The following is a 15908-nucleotide window of genomic DNA, read 5'->3' as shown; positions in this document are numbered from 1 at the left end:
GGGATCCATACTTTGCAAGCAGTCAGGCTGCGTATGGATTCCCGCTTTCGCGGGAATGACGGTGTGGCGACGGTATCGAGTTTGACCTTATTGGGTCACCGGATTTGGCTTGTTGGCGTTCAGGCCGTACTTGACGACTGCCTGCTCCACCACCTTCGCGTCGATCTTGCCTTCTTCCGCCAGCGATTTCAGCGCAGCGACCGTGATGTAGTAACGGTTCACTTCGAAGAATTCACGCAGCGCGGCACGGGTGTCCGAACGGCCGAAACCATCGGTACCCAGCACGCGGTAGGTGCGATCTTTAGGAATGAAGGCGCGGATCTGTTCAGCAAACGCACGCATGTAATCGGTCGTCGCGACGATAGGGCCGCTGGTATTGTTCATCAGCTGCGTCACGTACGGCACGCGTTGTTCCTTGGTCGGGTTGACCAGGTTCCAGCGCTCTGCGTCCTGGCCATCGCGGGCCACCAGCGTCAGCGACGGAGCGGACCACACGTCGGCGGCGATGTTCCAGTCGTTCTTCAGCAGTTCGGCAGCGAAGATCGATTCGCGCAGAATGGTGCCGGAGCCGATCAGCTGCACGCGCTGCTTGGCCTTCTTATCACCTTCCTGGAGCAGGTACATACCCTTCAGGATGCCCTCTTCCTGGCCCGGCTTGATGCCAGGGTGCGGGTAGTTCTCGTTCATGATGGTGATGTAGTAGAACACGTCTTCCTGTTCTTCCACCATGCGGCGCATACCGTCCTGGATGATCACGGCCAGTTCGTGGCCGAAGGTCGGATCGTAAGGCATGCAGTTCGGTACAGCCGCTGCGAACAGGTGGCTATGGCCGTCTTCGTGCTGCAGGCCTTCGCCGTTCAGCGTGGTGCGGCCGGCGGTGCCGCCCATCAGGAAGCCACGGGCGCGCATGTCGGCGGCGGCCCATACCAGGTCGCCGATACGCTGCATGCCGAACATCGAGTAGTACGTGTAGAACGGGATCATCACGCGGTTGTTGGTCGAGTACGACGTCGCCGCAGCGATCCACGAGCTCATACCACCGGCTTCGTTGATACCCTCTTGCAGGATCTGGCCGGCCTTGTCTTCGCGGTAGTACATCACCTGGTCTTTATCGACCGGCTCATACAACTGGCCTTGCTGGTTGAAGATACCAACCTGGCGGAACAGGCCTTCCATACCGAAGGTACGCGATTCATCGACCAGCACCGGCACGATGCGTGGACCGACGCTGGCGTCTTTCAGCAGCGTGGTCAGGATACGCACGTAGGTCTGGGTGCTCGAAACTTCACGGCCTTCGGCGGTCGCGTCCAGCACGTTCTGGAATGCGGACAGCGGCGGCACGGTCAGCTTCTCGTCGGCTTGCATGCGGCGGGCCGGCAGGTAGCCGCCCAGCGCTGCGCGGCGCTCGTGCAGGTACTTGATTTCCGGAGCGTCGTCGGCAGGCTTGTAGAACGGGATGTCGGCCAGTTGGTCGTCCGGGATAGGGATCGAGTAGCGGTCGCGCATTTCGCGCACGGCTTCGTCGGTCAGCTTCTTGGTGTTGTGCGCGGTGTTGCGCGCTTCGCCGTGCTTGCCCATGCCGAAGCCCTTGATGGTTTTCACCAGCAGCACGGTCGGTTGGCCTTTGTGTTCCTGCGCGACCTTGAAGGCGGCGTAGATCTTGTGCGGATCGTGGCCACCACGCGTCAGGCGCCAGATGTCGTCGTCGGTCATGTTGGCGACCATTTCCAGCAGCTTCGGATGCTTGCCGAAGAAGTGCTTGCGCACGTAGGCGCCGTCCTTGGCCTTGTAGTTCTGGTATTCGCCGTCCAGGGTATCCATCATCACTTTGCGCAGGATGCCGTCCTTGTCCTGCTTCAGCAGCGCGTCCCAACCCGGGCCCCAGATGACTTTGACGACGTTCCAGCCGGCGCCGCGGAAATCCGCTTCCAGCTCTTGAATGATCTTGCCGTTGCCGCGCACAGGGCCGTCCAGGCGCTGCAGGTTGCAGTTGACGACGATGACCAGATTGTCCAGCTTCTCGCGCGCGGCCATGCCGATCGCGCCCAGCGATTCTGGTTCGTCCATCTCGCCGTCGCCGCAGAATGCCCAGACTTTACGGTCGGTGGTGTCGGCGATCGAGCGCGCGTGCAGGTACTTCAGGAAGCGCGCCTGATAGATCGCCATCAACGGGCCCAGGCCCATCGACACGGTCGGGAACTGCCAGAAGTTCGGCATCAGTTTCGGGTGCGGATACGAGGACAGGCCCTTGCCGTCGACTTCGCGACGGTAATGGGTCAGCTGCTCTTCGGTCAGGCGGCCTTCGAGGAAGGCGCGGGCGTACACGCCCGGGGACGAGTGGCCCTGGATGTACAGCAGGTCGCCGCCGTGGCTTTCGCTAGGCGCTTTCCAGAAGTGGTTGAAGCCGATGCCCAGCATGTTGGCCAGCGAGGCGAACGAGGACAGGTGGCCACCGAGGTCACCGTCGACGCGGTTGGCCTTGACGACCATCGCCATGGCGTTCCAGCGCATCCACGAGCGCAGCTTCTCTTCGTATTCCAGGTTGCCTGGGCAGTGGACTTCGAGGTGGGAAGGGATGGTGTTGACGTATGCGGTATTGGCGGAGAACGGGATATCCGAGCCGCTTTGGCGGGCCAGGTCGATCAGGCGTTCCATCAGGTAGTGAGCACGTTCAGGGCCCTCTTGCTCCAGCACTGCGGCTAGAGCGTCCAGCCATTCTTTGGTTTCTTGCGAATCAGGGTCGGTGTTTGCCGTTACCTGGTCAAGTTGAGCTGACATGTATTAAGTCTCCTGAGTTGAGTGCGGATGGAACGCTGCTTAGCTGCTAATTATTTACCAATACTTTAATGCCGTGTGCGATTCTAACAGCAGTTTTCTGCTTTTTCAAATTACGATATGTCATTTCGTATTATGAAATCACGCTATGAAAATCTTTTGCGTCGCAACATGACTAAACCGCTGGAAACGCGGCGCAGTGCGCGCGGCGGCTTTATAATCCTGCTTTCCTCTCCAACCTGGTTAAATCATGCCTGCTCAACTGATCGACGGAATCGCCCTCTCCCAAAAACTGCGCGCGGAAATTGCTGCACGTGCTGCCGCCCTCACCGCCCAAGGCAAACAGCCCGGTCTGGCCGTGATCATCGTCGGCGACGACCCGGCCAGCCACGTGTACGTGCGCAACAAGGTCAAGGCCTGCGAAGACGCCGGTTTCTATTCGTTGAAGGATCAGTACCCTGCCGACCTGAGCGAAGCCGCCCTGCTCGAGCGTATCGCCGCGCTGAACGCCGATCCGGCCATCCACGGCATCCTGGTGCAAATGCCGCTGCCCAAGCACATCGACCCGCACAAGGTCATCGAAGCGATCTCCACCAAGAAGGACGTCGACGGCTACTCGGTGCTGAGCGCCGGCGAGCTGATGGCCGGCCTGGACGGTTTCCGTCCGTGCACGCCGTACGGCTGCATGAAGCTGATCGAAAGCACCGGCGTCAACCTGCGCGGCAAGCACGCGGTGGTTATCGGCCGCAGCAACACCGTCGGCAAGCCGATGGCGCTGCTGCTCTTGCAAGCCAACGCCACCGTCACCATCTGTCATAGTGCGACGCCGGACCTGGGCCTGTACACCCGCCAAGCCGACGTTGTTGTGGCCGCAACCGGCCGCCGCAATACGCTGACCGCTGATATGGTGAAGCCGGGCGCGATCGTGATCGACGTCGGCATCAACCGTGACGACGCGGGCAAGCTGTGCGGCGACGTCGATTTCGCCGGCATCAAGGAAGTGGCATCGCACATCACGCCGGTACCTGGCGGCGTGGGTCCGATGACCATCACCATGCTGCTGATGAACACCGTCGAGGCGGCCGAGCGTACTTAACCCGACAAGTCGGGGTCTGCCCCCATGGGGTCAGACCCCCATCGCCGCCGTGCGGGGTGAACGGTTCCCGCGAGCGTACGTAACCAATATTGGAACTGATATGACTACAGATAATCCCCTCCTCGACTTTAGCGGCCTGCCGCGTTTCGATGCGATCAAGCCCGAACACGTCACCCCGGCGATTGACGAGCTGCTGGCCAAGAGCCGCGCCGTGGTCGCGCAACTGGAAGCGCCGTCCGAGCAAGTGACCTGGGATAACTTCGTCACCCCGCTGGAAAACGCCACCGAGCTGCTGGGCCGCGCGTGGGGCATCGTCAGCCATCTGAACAATGTGGTCGATACGCCCGAACTGCGCGCCACGTACAACGACAACCAGCCGAAGGTCACCGAGTTCTGGACCGCGCTGGCCCAGAACGAGGCGCTGTTCGGCAAGTACAAGGCGCTGCGCGCGTCGGCCGGCTTCGACAGCCTGTCGCCGGCCCGCAAGCGCATCATCGACAACGCCGTGCGCGATTTCCGCATGGGCGGCGCCGAACTGCCGGCCGATAAGAAAGAACGCTTTGCCGAGATCCAGGAAGAGCACGCGTCGGTGTCGACCCGCTTCTCCGAAAACGTGCTTGACGCCACCAACGACTACAAGCTGCTGGTGACCGACGAAGCCGACCTGGACGGCCTGCCTGCGGACGTCAAGGCCGCCGCGCGCGCCGCCGCAGAAAAGGAAAACAAGCAAGGCTACGAATTCTCGCTGCACTTCCCGTCCTACTTCCCGATCCTGCAATTCGCCGACAAGCGCGAACTGCGCGAGACCATCTACCGCGCCAACGCCACCAAGGCCTCCGAGCAGGGCGATGTGTTCAGCAAGAAGGAAGACTGGGACAACACGCAAAACATCGTCACGCTGCTGAAACTGCGCGACGAGGAAGCCAAGCTGCTGGGCTACAAGAACTTCGCCGAAGTGTCGCTGGTGCCGAAGATGGCGCAGTCGCCGGACCAGGTGATTGCCTTCCTCGAAGACCTGGCCAAGCGCGCCCGTCCGTTCGCCGAGCAGGACTTGGCCGAACTGAAAAAATTCGCGCAGGACGAGCTGGGCATCGCCGAGCTCAAAGCCTGGGACATCCCCTACGCTTCCGAAAAACTGCAGGAGCGCCGCTACGCCTTCTCGGCGCAGGAAGTGAAGCAGTACTTCCCCGAACACAAAGTGGTCGACGGCCTGTTCCGCCTGATCCAGAACCTGTTCAACGTCGAGATCAAGCCCGACGACGCGCCCGTATGGCACAAGGACGTGCGCTTCTTCCGCATCGAGCGCAACGGCAAGCTGATCGGCCAGTTCTACCTCGACCTGTACGCGCGCGCCGGCAAGAGCGGCGGCGCCTGGATGGACGACGCCCGCGGCCGCCGCGCCGAGGAAGAAAAAGTCCAGACCCCGGTCGCCTACCTGACCTGCAACTTCACCGAGCCTGCGGTGGTGGACGGCGTCGCGCAACCATCGCTGTTCACCCACGATGAAGTGATCACGCTGTTCCACGAATTCGGCCACGGCCTGCACCACATGCTGACGCAGGTGGACGAGCTGGGCGTGTCCGGCATCTCCGGCGTCGAGTGGGATGCGGTGGAACTGCCGTCGCAGTTCATGGAGAACTTCTGCTGGGAATGGGAAGTGCTGGAGCACATGACCTCGCACGTGAACACCGGCGAGCCGCTGCCGCGCGCGCTGTATGACAAGATGCTGGCCGCGAAGAATTTCCAGTCCGGCCTGCAGACCTTGCGCCAGGTGGAGTTCTCGCTGCTCGACATGCACCTGCACTACGACTACGACGCCAGCACCGGCAAGACCGTGCAGCAGCTGATCGACGAAGTGCGCGCCAAATTCGCGCTGATCATTCCGCCGGCATTCAACCGTTTCCAGAACTCCTTCGGCCACATCTTCGCCGGCGGCTACGCGGCCGGCTACTACAGCTACAAGTGGGCCGAGGTGCTGTCCGCCGACGCCTACGCCGCGTTCGAGGAAGCCAAGGCGCTGGGCCCGGACGCCACCACGGCAACCGGCAAGCGCTACCTGCAGGAGATCCTGTCGGTGGGCGGTTCGCGCCCTGCGCTGGAATCGTTCACGGCCTTCCGCGGCCGCGAGCCCAGCATCGACGCGCTGCTGCGTCACAGCGGCATGGCGGCCTGATCATGAAGCGGCTGGCCATGCTCACTGCCGCGCTGCTGTGCCTCGGCACGGCCAGCGCCCAGGTGTACAAGTGGGTCGACGACAAGGGCGTGACCCACTACAGCGACCAGCCGCCACCGCCGTCGACGCCGGCCAAAACAAAAGTCGAAGTAAAATCGTTTTCCGCCGGTGGCGCTTCGGTGGAGCTGCCGCCGGAACTGGCCGAGGCCGTGCGCAATCGGCCGGTCACCTTGTACACCACCGCGCAGTGCGATGGTTGCAGCAACGGCCGCGCCATGCTGATGGCGCGCGGCATACCCTTCATTGAAAAAACCGTTGCCACTGTGGACGACCAGTTGGCGTTGAAGAAGGCCGGCGGCAACGGCCAGTTTCCGCTGTTGCTGGTCGGCCGCAGCAAGCTCACCGGCTTCGAACAAAATAGCTGGGACGTGTTGTTAAGCGACGCCGGCTATCCTTTGGAAAAACACTTGCCGCCGAATTATCAATATCCGGCGCCGGTTTCCGCCGCGCCGCCGCCACCGCCTGCGCCCGAACCAGTGCGCGCCGTGGAGGAGCTTCCCAAGCCCCTGCCGCCGGTCAACGCGCCACCCGGTTTCCAGTTCTAGACATTGCGTTCGGTAGCAACATCGATGCCAGCGCCAAAAATTTTTTTCGCATAAACTGGAATCACGCAGCGCCCCGCTGCATGCACTTCCCCTCTACAGAACAGATCAAACAGCTATGACACGCATCGATTTCCACACCAACGTGCCGGACAAAATCGCCTATGCCTGCCGCCTCGTGCGCAAGGCTTACGCGGCCAACACGCGCGTGGTACTGATGGCAGACGATGAGGCGCAACTGGCAGAACTTAACGCGGCGATGTGGACATTTTCCGCCACCGACTTCCTGCCCCACATGCTTGCAGGCGACGCACTCGCCGCGCACACGCCAATCATTCTTACGGACAACGATGAGGCAGAATTACCACACAAAGATTTATTGGTAAATTTGTCGCGCCGCGCGCCTTCCGGGGTCGCGCAATTCGAGCGCATGATCGAAGTGATTTCCTCCGATGAGGATGATGCGGCTGCAGGCCGCAAGCGCTATGTCGCATACAAGCAGCAAGACTACCCACTTACCCACTTTGTCACAGGAAAATCATGAGCCAAGCCCAATCGTTTGACGCCAGTATCCCTGTATTGACGGAAGTCCTGAAAGCCGAGCCACTGGGCGATGACCTGCTGCCCGGCGAGGATGCTTCCGCTACCCGTTCCACCCTGTCCAAGCGCGCCGAAATGGCGGCTGGCCTGGAAGCCGACGCCATCGACAACTGGAGCGATGCCGAGTGGGCGATGATGGAGCATCGCCTGTCCGAACGCATCATGCACCAACTGCAATCGCGCGTGGACTTCGTGCTGGAGCAGCGCATCAAGGACTGCATGGCCGAAGTCCTGACCCACGCCCTGCACGGCCTGACCAACGAAATCCGCATCGGCCTGCATGACACCATCGAGAAGATCGTCGCCCGCGCCGTCTCGCAAGAGCTGACGCATCTGCAAGCCCAAAAGAAATAAGCCCCTCCCCCGGTCCGCGCCCACATGGTGCGCGGACCGCACTCTTCCAGCGCGCCGCCGCACCAAAAGTTGGAAAATTCCACGCCTCGCCACATCAAAATCTGGAAAAGCAGTTAAAACTGCACCGCCCTGCGATTCTCCCTTTGCGCGTAGAATAATTTGTTGTACCTTTTGGCCTTGCAGAAAAAATTCTGCGGCGTCCAAGAAGTACCGTCGCTTATTCAACCACTGGAGAATGCATATGCTGTTCAAGACCAAATTCATTCCACTCGCCATCGCCCTGGCTTTTGCTGGCAGCGCCGGCGCGCAAGAAGTGATCAAGATCGGCCACGTCGCGCCGGTCTCCGGTCCGTCCGCGCACCTGGGCAAGGACAATGAAAACGGCGCCAAGATGGCCGTCGAAGAATTGAACGCCAAAGGCATCAAGATCGGCGGCAAGCCGGTCAAGTTCGTGCTCGTGCTGGAAGACGACGGCGGTGATCCGAAACAGGGCACGGCGGTCGCGCAGAAGCTGGTCGACGCCAAGGTCAACGGCGTGATCGGCCACCTGAACTCGGGCACCACCATCCCTGCCTCGAAGATTTACTTCGACGCCGGCATTCCGGAAATTTCGCCAGCCACCACCCAGACCAAATATACGCAGCAAGGCTTCAATTCGGTGTTCCGCGTGGTCGCCAACGACGCCAAGCTGGGCGGCACGCTGGGCAGCTATGCGGTCGGCAAGATGGGCGTGAAGAAGATCGCCGTGATCGACGACCGCACCGCCTACGGCCAGGGCGTGGCGGAAGAGTTCATCAAGGGCGCCAAGAAGGCGCTGCCGGGCGTGCAAATCGTCGGCAAGGAATTCACCACCGACAAGGCCACCGACTTCAACGCCATCCTGACCACCATCAAGGGCAAGAATCCCGACCTGATCTTCTTCGGCGGCATGGACTCGGTAGGCGGCCCGCTGCTGCGCCAGATGAAGGCACTGGGCATCCAGGCCAAGTACATGGGCGGCGACGGCTTGTGCACCGAATCGCTGCCTAAGCTGGCCGGCGCCGACGCGGTCAAGGTCGTCACCTGCGCCGAAGCCGGCGGCGTGCCGCCTGAGCTGCAAAAGAACATGGACGACTTCCACGCCCGCTACAAGAAGAAGTACAACATGGACGTGCAACTGTACGCGCCGTATGTGTACGACTCGGTCATGACGATGGCGGCCGCGATGCAGGCGGCCAATTCGGCTGAGCCTGCCAAGTACCTGCCGTTCCTGCAGAAGATCAAGTATCAGGGCGTGACCGGCCTGATCGAGTTCGATCCTAAGGGCGACATCAAGGACGGTTCGCTGACGCTGTACAACTACAACAACGGCACCAAGACCATCACCTCAGTCATCAAGTAATACAAGCCGCATAAAAAAGCCCCGTCGGCCTGAACGCGTTCAAGATCGCGCTCAGTGCAGATGGGGCTTTTTTTATTCTAGCTCGGTGCTGATTACTTCTGCGCCAGCACCCATTTCACCAGGGTCTTCGCTTCAGCTTCGCTCACTTGCGGATTGGCTGGCATCGGGATCGCGCCCCAGGTGCCGGAGCCGCCCTTCATCACTTTGGTGACCAGCTTGGCTTCAGCGTCTTTCTGACCGGCGTATTTGGCGGCGACATCCTTGTAGGCAGGACCGACCAGCTTAGTGCTCACAGCGTGGCAAGCCAGGCAGTTCTTGGCCTTCGCCAGGTCCATGCCCGCATCCGCCATAGCGGCTTGCGATGCGAATGCCGAAGCGACCACCATACCAACCATCATCAAATTACGTTTCATTGCTTTCTCCAGGTAAGTGCTACTCAATTCTGCCAACAATTCTACCGTGTTTTCCCCGTGAGCATTAAACGCCATACAGGATATGCCCGTTGACGAATAATAGAATATTGCTGCCCGTAAAGCCGTTTTCTTTGTAAGATGACGTAACTGGAGGAGCCCATCATGCCTATTATTCTGGTGATCGTCGCCCTGTGCGGGCTGCGCTATTTTGAAGTGTGGAAGTTCGCCCAGCTGTCCTGGTGGTGGATTATCGGGCTGATGGTGTTCGCCTTCGTGTGGTTCGAGTTCCTGGAACCGATGCTGGGCCTGGACAAGCGCAAGGCGCACGACGAAGACGAAAAGCGCCGCAAGGCGCGCGTGAAGCAGAATTTCGACAAGAAATAGTACCCTGTCGTTCCCGCGAAAGCGGGAATCCATACTGAGCCTCTGATTCGGCGTCCTATGGATTCCCGCCTGCGCGGGAATGACGTGAGATCTTAGCGCTTGATCTGCGACAGATCGCGCACGGCGCCGCGGTCGGCCGACGTGGTCAGCGCCGCATAAGCCTGCAGCGCCTGCGACACATAGCGCTCGCGGTTGACCGGCTTCCACGCCGCATCGCCCTTGGCCTCCATGGCCGCACGGCGCGCCGCCAGATCGGCATCGCTGATGCGCAGGTTGATGGTGCGGTTCGGGATATCGATATCGATCATATCGCCCTCTTCCACCAGGCCGATCGCGCCGCCTTCCGCAGCTTCCGGCGAGGCATGGCCGATCACCAGTCCCGACGAACCGCCCGAGAAGCGGCCATCCGTCAGCAGCGCGCAAACCTTGCCCAGGCCCTTGGACTTGATATACGAAGTCGGATACAGCATCTCCTGCATGCCAGGGCCGCCCTTCGGACCTTCGTAGCGGATGATAACCACATCGCCCTCATGCACCGTATCGCCGAGGATGCCCTCAACCGCAGCGTCCTGGCTCTCGAACACGCGTGCCTTGCCGCTGAATTTCAGGATGCTCTCGTCGACGCCAGCCGTCTTCACGATGCAGCCGTTCGCTGCCAGGTTGCCGTACAAGACCGCCAGGCCGCCGTCCTGCGAATAGGCGTGCGCCTTATCGCGGATGCAGCCGGTGCTGCGGTCCGTATCCAGCGCGCCGTAGCGCTCCGATTGCGAGAACGCCACCTGCGTCGGCACGCCGCCAGGCGCGGCGCGGAACAGCTGGTGCACGGCCGGATCGTCGCTGCGCTTGATGTCGTTGCGTTCGATCGCATCGCCCAGCGTCGGCGCGTGGATGGTCGGCAGCGAGGTGTCGAGCAAACCGGCGCGCGCCAGTTCGCCCAGGATGGCCACGATGCCGCCGGCGCGGTGCACGTCTTCGATGTGGAACTTGTCGGTCATCGGCGCGACCTTGCACAGGCACGGCACCTTGCGCGAGATGCGGTCGATGTCCTTCATGTCGAAGTCCACGCCCGCCTCGTGCGCGGCGGCCAGCAGGTGCAGCACGGTGTTGGTGGAACCGCCCATCGACACATCCAACGCCATGGCGTTTTCAAACGCGGCCTTGGTGGCGATGGAGCGCGGCAGCACCGAGTAGTCGTCCTGCTCGTAGTGGCGCTTGGCCAGTTCGACGATCAGACGGCCGGCGCGCAGGAACAGCTGCTCGCGGTCGGAGTGCGTGGCGACGATGGTGCCGTTGCCCGGCAGCGCCAGACCCAGCGCCTCGGTCAGGCAGTTCATCGAGTTCGCGGTGAACATGCCGGAGCATGAACCGCAGGTAGGGCAGGCGGAGCGCTCGATCTCGGCCACGTCGGCGTCGCTGACGGTCTGGTCGCCGGCCTTGATCATGGCATCGACCAGATCGAGCTTGATGATCTTCTGTTTGCCGTCGACCACCTTCAGCACCTTGCCCGCTTCCATCGGACCGCCGGAGATGAACACCACCGGAATGTTGATGCGCATCGCGGCCATCAGCATGCCCGGCGTGATCTTGTCACAGTTGGAGATGCAGACCATCGCATCGGCGCAATGGGCGTTGACCATGTACTCGACCGAGTCGGCGATCAGGTCGCGCGACGGCAGCGAGTACAGCATGCCGCCGTGGCCCATGGCGATGCCGTCATCGACCGCGATGGTGTTGAATTCCTTGGCCACGCCGCCGGCCTTCTCGATCTCGCGCGCCACCAGCTGGCCCAGGTCCTTCAGGTGCACGTGGCCGGGCACGAACTGGGTGAACGAGTTCACCACGGCGACGATAGGCTTGTCGAAGTCGCCATCCTTCATGCCGGTCGCGCGCCACAGGGCGCGGGCGCCGGCCATGTTGCGGCCGTGGGTGGTGGTGCGGGAACGATATTGCGGCATGATGTTTCTCCTGGTAAGGCGGCCTTAAGGCCTGCGACGTAGCATGACAGATTGCCTTTCCCCTGCGCCGGTGTCAAATATAGTATTTACGATCCTGTGAGTCGTATAAAATATCACTGGATAGAATTTCAACAGTAACCAATATGAACATCGAACTGCGGCAACTGCGTTATTTCGTCACCGTCGCCGAAGAGCTCCACTTCGGCAAGGCGGCGCTGCGCCTGCACATGACGCAGCCACCGCTGTCGCAAACGATACTGGCGCTGGAGGAGCTGCTGGGCGCCCCGCTGTTCGAGCGCAACCGCCGCGGCGTGGCGCTGACGCCGGCCGGCCTGGCGCTGCTGCCGGAAGCGCGGCGCATGCTGGCGCAATCGCAGGAGCTGCCGCAGCTGGTGCAGCGCGCCGCCGCCGGCGAAGTGGGCAGGCTGACGCTGGCCTTCATCTCGTCGGCCGACTACAGCGTGCTGCCGCCCTTCCTGCGCGCCTACCGCGCGGCCTATCCGCAGGTGCAGATCACGCTGCAGGAGGCCACGTCGGACCTGCAGCTGGACGACCTGCTGCACAACCGCATCGACGCCGGCCTGCTGATCCCGCCGCTGCCGGATAAAGCGAAGCTGGAGCTGGACTACCTGCCGGTGCTGAGCGAGCCGCTGGTGCTGGCCCTGCCGGCCGGCCTGCTGAAGAAGCAAGGCAGGCTGGCATTGGCCTCGCTGCCGCAGCTACCGCTGATCATCTTCCCGCGCGCGATCTCGCCGGCCCTGTACGACGCCATCCTGTCGGTGTTCCGCGACGCCGGCATCACACCGGAGATAGGCCAGCAGGCGATCCAGATGCAGACCATCGTCAGCCTGGTATCGGCCGGCATGGGGATGGCGCTGGTGCCGCAGTCCGTGTCCAACCTGATGCGGACCGGGGTAGAATACCGGGCGCTGCGCGACGCCACGCCGCTGGTCGAAACCGGCCTGGCCTGGCGGCGCGACAATGCCTCGCCGGTGCTGCGCGGCTTTTTGGAATTATTAAGAAAGAACACCCCATGCTGATACACCCGATGCCCGATCCGATCGCCCTGCAACTGGGGCCGGTGGCGATCCACTGGTACGGATTGATGTACGTGCTCGCCTTCGCCCTGTTCATCACGCTGGGCCGCGTGCGCATCAAGCAGCCGCACATCGCCGCGCAGGGCTGGCGCAAAGAGGACCTCGACGACATGCTGTTCTACGGCATGCTGGGCGTGGTGATCGGCGGCCGCATGGGCGAGGTGCTGTTCTACCGCCCCGGCTTTTTCTTCGCCAATCCGATCGAGATCTTCAAGGTCTGGCATGGCGGCATGTCCTTCCACGGCGGCTTCCTCGGCGTGTTGATCGCGATGGCCGTGTGGGCGCGCAGGAGCGGCCGCAATCTGCTGGACGTGTACGACTTCATCGCGCCGCTGGTGCCGCTAGGTTATGCCGCCGGCCGCCTGGGTAACTTCATCAACGCCGAACTGCCGGGCCGCGTGGTCAGCGATCAATCGCTGCCGTGGGCGATGCTGTGGCCGGACACGAACTATCCGTTGTCGCCGAATCCCGTGTTCCTGCAAGGCCTGCGCCATCCATCACCGCTGTACCAGCTGCTGATCGATGGCCTGGTGGTATTCGTCATCCTGTGGCTGTATGCGCGCAAGGAACGCCCGCGCCTGGCGGTCGGCGCGATGTACACGCTGCTGTATGGCTGCGCGCGATTCTTCACCGAATACTTCCGCACGCCGGACTGGGAAACCACCATCCTGGGCATGCCGATCACCTCGGGCCAGGTGCTGTCGCTGCCGATGATCGTCGGCGCGCTGGCGATGCTGGCTTGGGCCTACACCGTCAAACAAAAAGGCCGCGCGCCGATCTAATTCTGGGGTCAAGTCTGACATTCGGACACGGCCTCTGCCGTAGCGAGCCGCTACGGCAGAGGCCGTGTCCGAATGTCAGACTTGACCCCATGCCTTGCGCAACATGTAGGCGGCGAGGCAGTACAGCACCACCGCGAAGATTTTCTTGAGGGTCTGCACCGGCAGCTTGTGGGCGGTGCGCGCGCCCAGCGGCGCCAGTGTCACGCTGGCCGCCGCGATCACCAGCAACGCCGGCAGGTAGATGAAGCCCAGCGAGTACTCGGGCAGGCCGGGCGTGCCCCAGCCATAGTAGATATTCGACAGCGTGCCCGCCAGCGCGATCGGAAAGCCCAGCGCGGCGCTGGTCGCCACCGCGTTCTGTATCCTGACGTTACGCCAGGTCATGAACGGTATCGACAGGAAGCCGCCGCCCGCCCCCAGCAAGCCGGCCACCAGGCCGATCACACCACCGGCGCCGAACATGGCGGCATTTCCCGGCAGGCCGCGCTGCGCATGGCCCTCCGCCACCACCGCCTTTTTAGCGAACAGTATCTGCGTCGCGGAGAAGGACAAAAACACGCAGAACAAAATCGCCTGCCCGGCAGGACTCATTTGCTTGGCGATCCACGGCCCGCACCAGGCGCCGAGCAATATCCCCGGCGACAGCAGCAACGCCACCCGCCACAGCACGGCGCCGTGCAGATGATGCGCGCGCACCGACGACATCGACGTGAACAGGATCACGCCCAGCGATGTCGCCACCGCCATATGAATGTTCACGCTATCGGAAAAACCCTTGGCGCTGAAGATCATCGTGATGAACGGCACCAGTATCATGCCGCCGCCGATGCCGAGCAAGCCAGCCAGGAAGCCGCCCACGGCGCCCATCATCAGCAGCACCAGCACCAGGCCGATATCCATCAAGCGCCTTTCTTGAGCAGCTTGACGATGGTGTTCCACTGCGCCGCCGTCACCGGCGTGATCGACAGGCGGCTGCCTTTTTGCAGCACCACCATATCCTCCAGCGCCGGTATGGTGCGCATCTCGGCCAGCGACAGCAGCCGCGTTTTCTGCGTGCCCTGCACATCGACCGAAATCCAGCGCGGCTGCTCCGGCGTGGCCTTGGGATCGTAGTACTTGCTGTCCTTGTCGAATTGCGTGGCGTCGGGATAGGGACCGCCCACCACCTTCGCCAGGCCGGCGATGCCGGGTTCCGGGCAGCTGGAGTGATAGAACAGCACACCGTCGCCATCGTGCATGCCATCGCGCATGAAGTTGCGCGCCTGGTAGTTGCGCACGCCGAACCACGGCGTGGTCTGCGCGGGCGACGCCATCACGTCGTCGATGCTCACTTCATCAGGCTCGGATTTCATCAACCAATATTGCATGGGCGACTCCCAATAAAAACGTCCAGACGAAAAAAAGCAGCTGCGCACTCACATGCTTGCAACCGCTTCTTGGTATGAGGCCCCGCCTGTGCCGTCTTTGCCGGCATCCCGAACCAAACGGTTCAAGGTGGTCACAGTTAGTTCAATTTCGGGTTCATCGGACTAGCGACGCTCACGCCCATCGAACAAAATTCCGCAACCGGTGCACATAAATGGTTCAAGGAATATATGGCAATCGCGAACACCGCAGGGTGAAACGAAGTTTACTCTTTTGTCCGCCGCAAAGGAAGGAGTTTAGCGAATTAAAACAGGGTTTCTTGCGGCGTCAGCGCGCTATCGAGCACTTTATGCATGGCGCTGATCTTCGTCTGCACTTCCAGTATAGACATGTCCGACAACGGTCCAACCGGCGACTTCACCGACAGGAACTCCGCCGCCATGCCCAGCGCCGCCATCACGGCGATGCGGTCATTGCCCTTGATTTTGCCGCCGTCGCGTATCGCCGTCATCTTCTTGTCCAGGAAGGACGCGGCCTCGCGCAGCGCGCGCTCCTCGCCCTCCTTGACGACCAGCCGGTACGGCGAACCCATGATGGTGACATCCAGCTGTATCATCGTGCGTCCTCGTTTTCAGGCTGTTGTTCCTCTTCGGCGTCGCCGTCGAGCGCGGGGATTTTTTCCAGCAAGGCCTCGACGCGGCCGGCCGCCTCGCTCAACTTGCGCTGGTAGCCCATGTTCTCCACCACCAGGGCGGCATTGGCCTGACGCAGTTGTGCATTTTCCCGGCGCAGCGCCTGGGTCATCTCGGCCAACTGGTCGATTTTGTCGGATAGTTCTTGGAAATCTGAAATCATCCCGCCACTATAGGCAGCGCGCGGAACGCCGTCAACCGAATCGCGCCGCCAGCCCGCATATTTGGCGGGCAAGCGC

At 61.9% G+C, this 15908-nt stretch carries 16 protein-coding genes and 1 other RNA gene; 9 read left to right on the top strand and 8 right to left on the bottom strand.

Features of this window, described 5'->3' with window-relative positions; genetic code table 11:
• Window positions 1-87: 87 nt before the first annotated feature.
• Window positions 88-2778, bottom strand: coding sequence for a pyruvate dehydrogenase (acetyl-transferring), homodimeric type (gene aceE / locus ACEN9O_RS14880; protein ID WP_495618289.1), 2691 nt, complete (start codon window positions 2776-2778; stop codon window positions 88-90).
• A 247-nt stretch (window positions 2779-3025) separates the two neighbouring features.
• Between aceE and folD the strand changes: the two genes are divergently transcribed.
• The 6 genes from folD (at window position 3026) to ACEN9O_RS14850 (ending at window position 8981) form a co-directional block, all read left to right on the top strand.
• The gene (folD, locus tag ACEN9O_RS14875) at window positions 3026-3871 is read left to right on the top strand and encodes a bifunctional methylenetetrahydrofolate dehydrogenase/methenyltetrahydrofolate cyclohydrolase FolD (protein ID WP_070269234.1); all 846 of its coding nucleotides are present in this window, start codon (window positions 3026-3028) and stop codon (window positions 3869-3871) included.
• A gap of 100 nt (window positions 3872-3971) precedes the next feature.
• The gene (locus tag ACEN9O_RS14870; RefSeq protein ID WP_495618288.1) at window positions 3972-6044 is read left to right on the top strand and encodes a M3 family metallopeptidase; all 2073 of its coding nucleotides are present in this window, start codon (window positions 3972-3974) and stop codon (window positions 6042-6044) included.
• 2 nt (window positions 6045-6046) lie between these two features.
• Entirely contained in the window at window positions 6047-6649 is a 603-nt protein-coding gene (locus ACEN9O_RS14865; protein WP_495618287.1) for a glutaredoxin family protein, read from the top strand.
• 115 nt (window positions 6650-6764) lie between these two features.
• Window positions 6765-7190, top strand: a complete 426-nt coding sequence (locus ACEN9O_RS14860; RefSeq protein WP_495618286.1) for a DNA polymerase III subunit chi — start codon at window positions 6765-6767, stop codon at window positions 7188-7190.
• Window positions 7187-7600 (top strand): DUF2486 family protein, encoded by a 414-nt coding sequence (locus ACEN9O_RS14855; RefSeq protein WP_495618285.1) that lies wholly within the window; start codon window positions 7187-7189, stop codon window positions 7598-7600. The genes ACEN9O_RS14860 and ACEN9O_RS14855 overlap by 4 nt, the downstream gene beginning before the upstream one ends.
• 241 nt (window positions 7601-7841) lie before the next feature.
• Complete coding sequence (locus ACEN9O_RS14850; RefSeq protein ID WP_117011778.1) at window positions 7842-8981, top strand: branched-chain amino acid ABC transporter substrate-binding protein; 1140 nt, start codon at window positions 7842-7844, stop codon at window positions 8979-8981.
• A 92-nt stretch (window positions 8982-9073) separates the two neighbouring features.
• On the opposite strand, the gene ACEN9O_RS14845 is transcribed toward ACEN9O_RS14850, so the two are convergent.
• Complete coding sequence (locus tag ACEN9O_RS14845; RefSeq protein WP_444845699.1) at window positions 9074-9394, bottom strand: c-type cytochrome; 321 nt, start codon at window positions 9392-9394, stop codon at window positions 9074-9076.
• A 162-nt stretch (window positions 9395-9556) separates the two neighbouring features.
• On the opposite strand from ACEN9O_RS14845, the gene ACEN9O_RS14840 reads away from it, so the two are divergent.
• Complete coding sequence (locus tag ACEN9O_RS14840; RefSeq protein ID WP_495618284.1) at window positions 9557-9778, top strand: TIGR04438 family Trp-rich protein; 222 nt, start codon at window positions 9557-9559, stop codon at window positions 9776-9778.
• A gap of 92 nt (window positions 9779-9870) precedes the next feature.
• Here the strand turns inward: ACEN9O_RS14840 and ilvD are convergent, their stop codons facing one another.
• A complete protein-coding gene (gene ilvD, locus ACEN9O_RS14835; protein ID WP_495618283.1) occupies window positions 9871-11733 on the bottom strand; it encodes a dihydroxy-acid dehydratase in 1863 nt (620 codons plus the stop codon).
• Window positions 11734-11876: 143 nt separating this feature from the next.
• On the opposite strand from ilvD, the gene ACEN9O_RS14830 reads away from it, so the two are divergent.
• Both ACEN9O_RS14830 and lgt read left to right on the top strand, forming a co-directional pair.
• Complete coding sequence (locus tag ACEN9O_RS14830; RefSeq protein ID WP_495618282.1) at window positions 11877-12773, top strand: LysR family transcriptional regulator; 897 nt, start codon at window positions 11877-11879, stop codon at window positions 12771-12773.
• A complete protein-coding gene (gene lgt, locus ACEN9O_RS14825; RefSeq protein ID WP_495618281.1) occupies window positions 12767-13612 on the top strand; it encodes a prolipoprotein diacylglyceryl transferase in 846 nt (281 codons plus the stop codon). Before ACEN9O_RS14830 ends, lgt begins: the two co-directional genes overlap by 7 nt.
• Before the next feature lie 75 nt (window positions 13613-13687).
• On the opposite strand, the gene ACEN9O_RS14820 is transcribed toward lgt, so the two are convergent.
• The 5 genes from ACEN9O_RS14820 to ACEN9O_RS14800 all read right to left on the bottom strand — a co-directional run bounded on the left by ACEN9O_RS14820 (window position 13688) and on the right by ACEN9O_RS14800 (window position 15904).
• Window positions 13688-14512 (bottom strand): sulfite exporter TauE/SafE family protein, encoded by an 825-nt coding sequence (locus ACEN9O_RS14820; RefSeq protein ID WP_495618280.1) that lies wholly within the window; start codon window positions 14510-14512, stop codon window positions 13688-13690.
• Window positions 14512-14979: an EVE domain-containing protein gene (locus ACEN9O_RS14815; RefSeq protein ID WP_495618279.1), complete on the bottom strand. Its 468-nt coding sequence runs from the start codon at window positions 14977-14979 to the stop codon at window positions 14512-14514. The genes ACEN9O_RS14820 and ACEN9O_RS14815 overlap by 1 nt, the downstream gene beginning before the upstream one ends.
• Before the next feature lie 75 nt (window positions 14980-15054).
• Window positions 15055-15235, bottom strand: a non-coding RNA gene (ssrS, locus tag ACEN9O_RS14810) — 6S RNA.
• A 46-nt stretch (window positions 15236-15281) separates the two neighbouring features.
• Window positions 15282-15593, bottom strand: coding sequence for a cell division protein ZapA (locus ACEN9O_RS14805; protein ID WP_495618278.1), 312 nt, complete (start codon window positions 15591-15593; stop codon window positions 15282-15284).
• The gene (locus ACEN9O_RS14800; RefSeq protein ID WP_495618277.1) at window positions 15590-15904 is read right to left on the bottom strand and encodes a hypothetical protein; all 315 of its coding nucleotides are present in this window, start codon (window positions 15902-15904) and stop codon (window positions 15590-15592) included. Before ACEN9O_RS14800 ends, ACEN9O_RS14805 begins: the two co-directional genes overlap by 4 nt.
• Window positions 15905-15908 lie beyond the last annotated feature (4 nt).

Source organism: Duganella sp. Dugasp78 (genome assembly GCF_059491455.1).
The sequence above is the reverse complement of the archived record's forward strand: the minus strand, read 5'-3'. Positions and strand labels throughout refer to the sequence as shown.

Bases quoted from the DNA above. Each gene is read 5' to 3' on its own strand.
- aceE (WP_495618289.1), bottom strand. From the start codon at position 2,778: ATGTCAGCTCAACTTGACCAGGTAACGGCAAACACCGACCCTGATTCG.
- ACEN9O_RS14845 (WP_444845699.1), bottom strand. From the start codon at position 9,394: ATGAAACGTAATTTGATGATGGTTGGTATGGTGGTCGCTTCGGCATTC.
- folD (WP_070269234.1), top strand. From the start codon at position 3,026: ATGCCTGCTCAACTGATCGACGGAATCGCCCTCTCCCAAAAACTGCGC.
- ACEN9O_RS14820 (WP_495618280.1), bottom strand. From the start codon at position 14,512: ATGGATATCGGCCTGGTGCTGGTGCTGCTGATGATGGGCGCCGTGGGC.
- ACEN9O_RS14860 (WP_495618286.1), top strand. From the start codon at position 6,765: ATGACACGCATCGATTTCCACACCAACGTGCCGGACAAAATCGCCTAT.
- ACEN9O_RS14805 (WP_495618278.1), bottom strand. From the start codon at position 15,593: ATGATACAGCTGGATGTCACCATCATGGGTTCGCCGTACCGGCTGGTC.
- ACEN9O_RS14865 (WP_495618287.1), top strand. From the start codon at position 6,047: ATGAAGCGGCTGGCCATGCTCACTGCCGCGCTGCTGTGCCTCGGCACG.
- ACEN9O_RS14870 (WP_495618288.1), top strand. From the start codon at position 3,972: ATGACTACAGATAATCCCCTCCTCGACTTTAGCGGCCTGCCGCGTTTC.
- lgt (WP_495618281.1), top strand. From the start codon at position 12,767: ATGCTGATACACCCGATGCCCGATCCGATCGCCCTGCAACTGGGGCCG.
- ACEN9O_RS14815 (WP_495618279.1), bottom strand. From the start codon at position 14,979: ATGCAATATTGGTTGATGAAATCCGAGCCTGATGAAGTGAGCATCGAC.
- ACEN9O_RS14850 (WP_117011778.1), top strand. From the start codon at position 7,842: ATGCTGTTCAAGACCAAATTCATTCCACTCGCCATCGCCCTGGCTTTT.
- ACEN9O_RS14830 (WP_495618282.1), top strand. From the start codon at position 11,877: ATGAACATCGAACTGCGGCAACTGCGTTATTTCGTCACCGTCGCCGAA.
- ilvD (WP_495618283.1), bottom strand. From the start codon at position 11,733: ATGCCGCAATATCGTTCCCGCACCACCACCCACGGCCGCAACATGGCC.
- ACEN9O_RS14855 (WP_495618285.1), top strand. From the start codon at position 7,187: ATGAGCCAAGCCCAATCGTTTGACGCCAGTATCCCTGTATTGACGGAA.
- ACEN9O_RS14840 (WP_495618284.1), top strand. From the start codon at position 9,557: ATGCCTATTATTCTGGTGATCGTCGCCCTGTGCGGGCTGCGCTATTTT.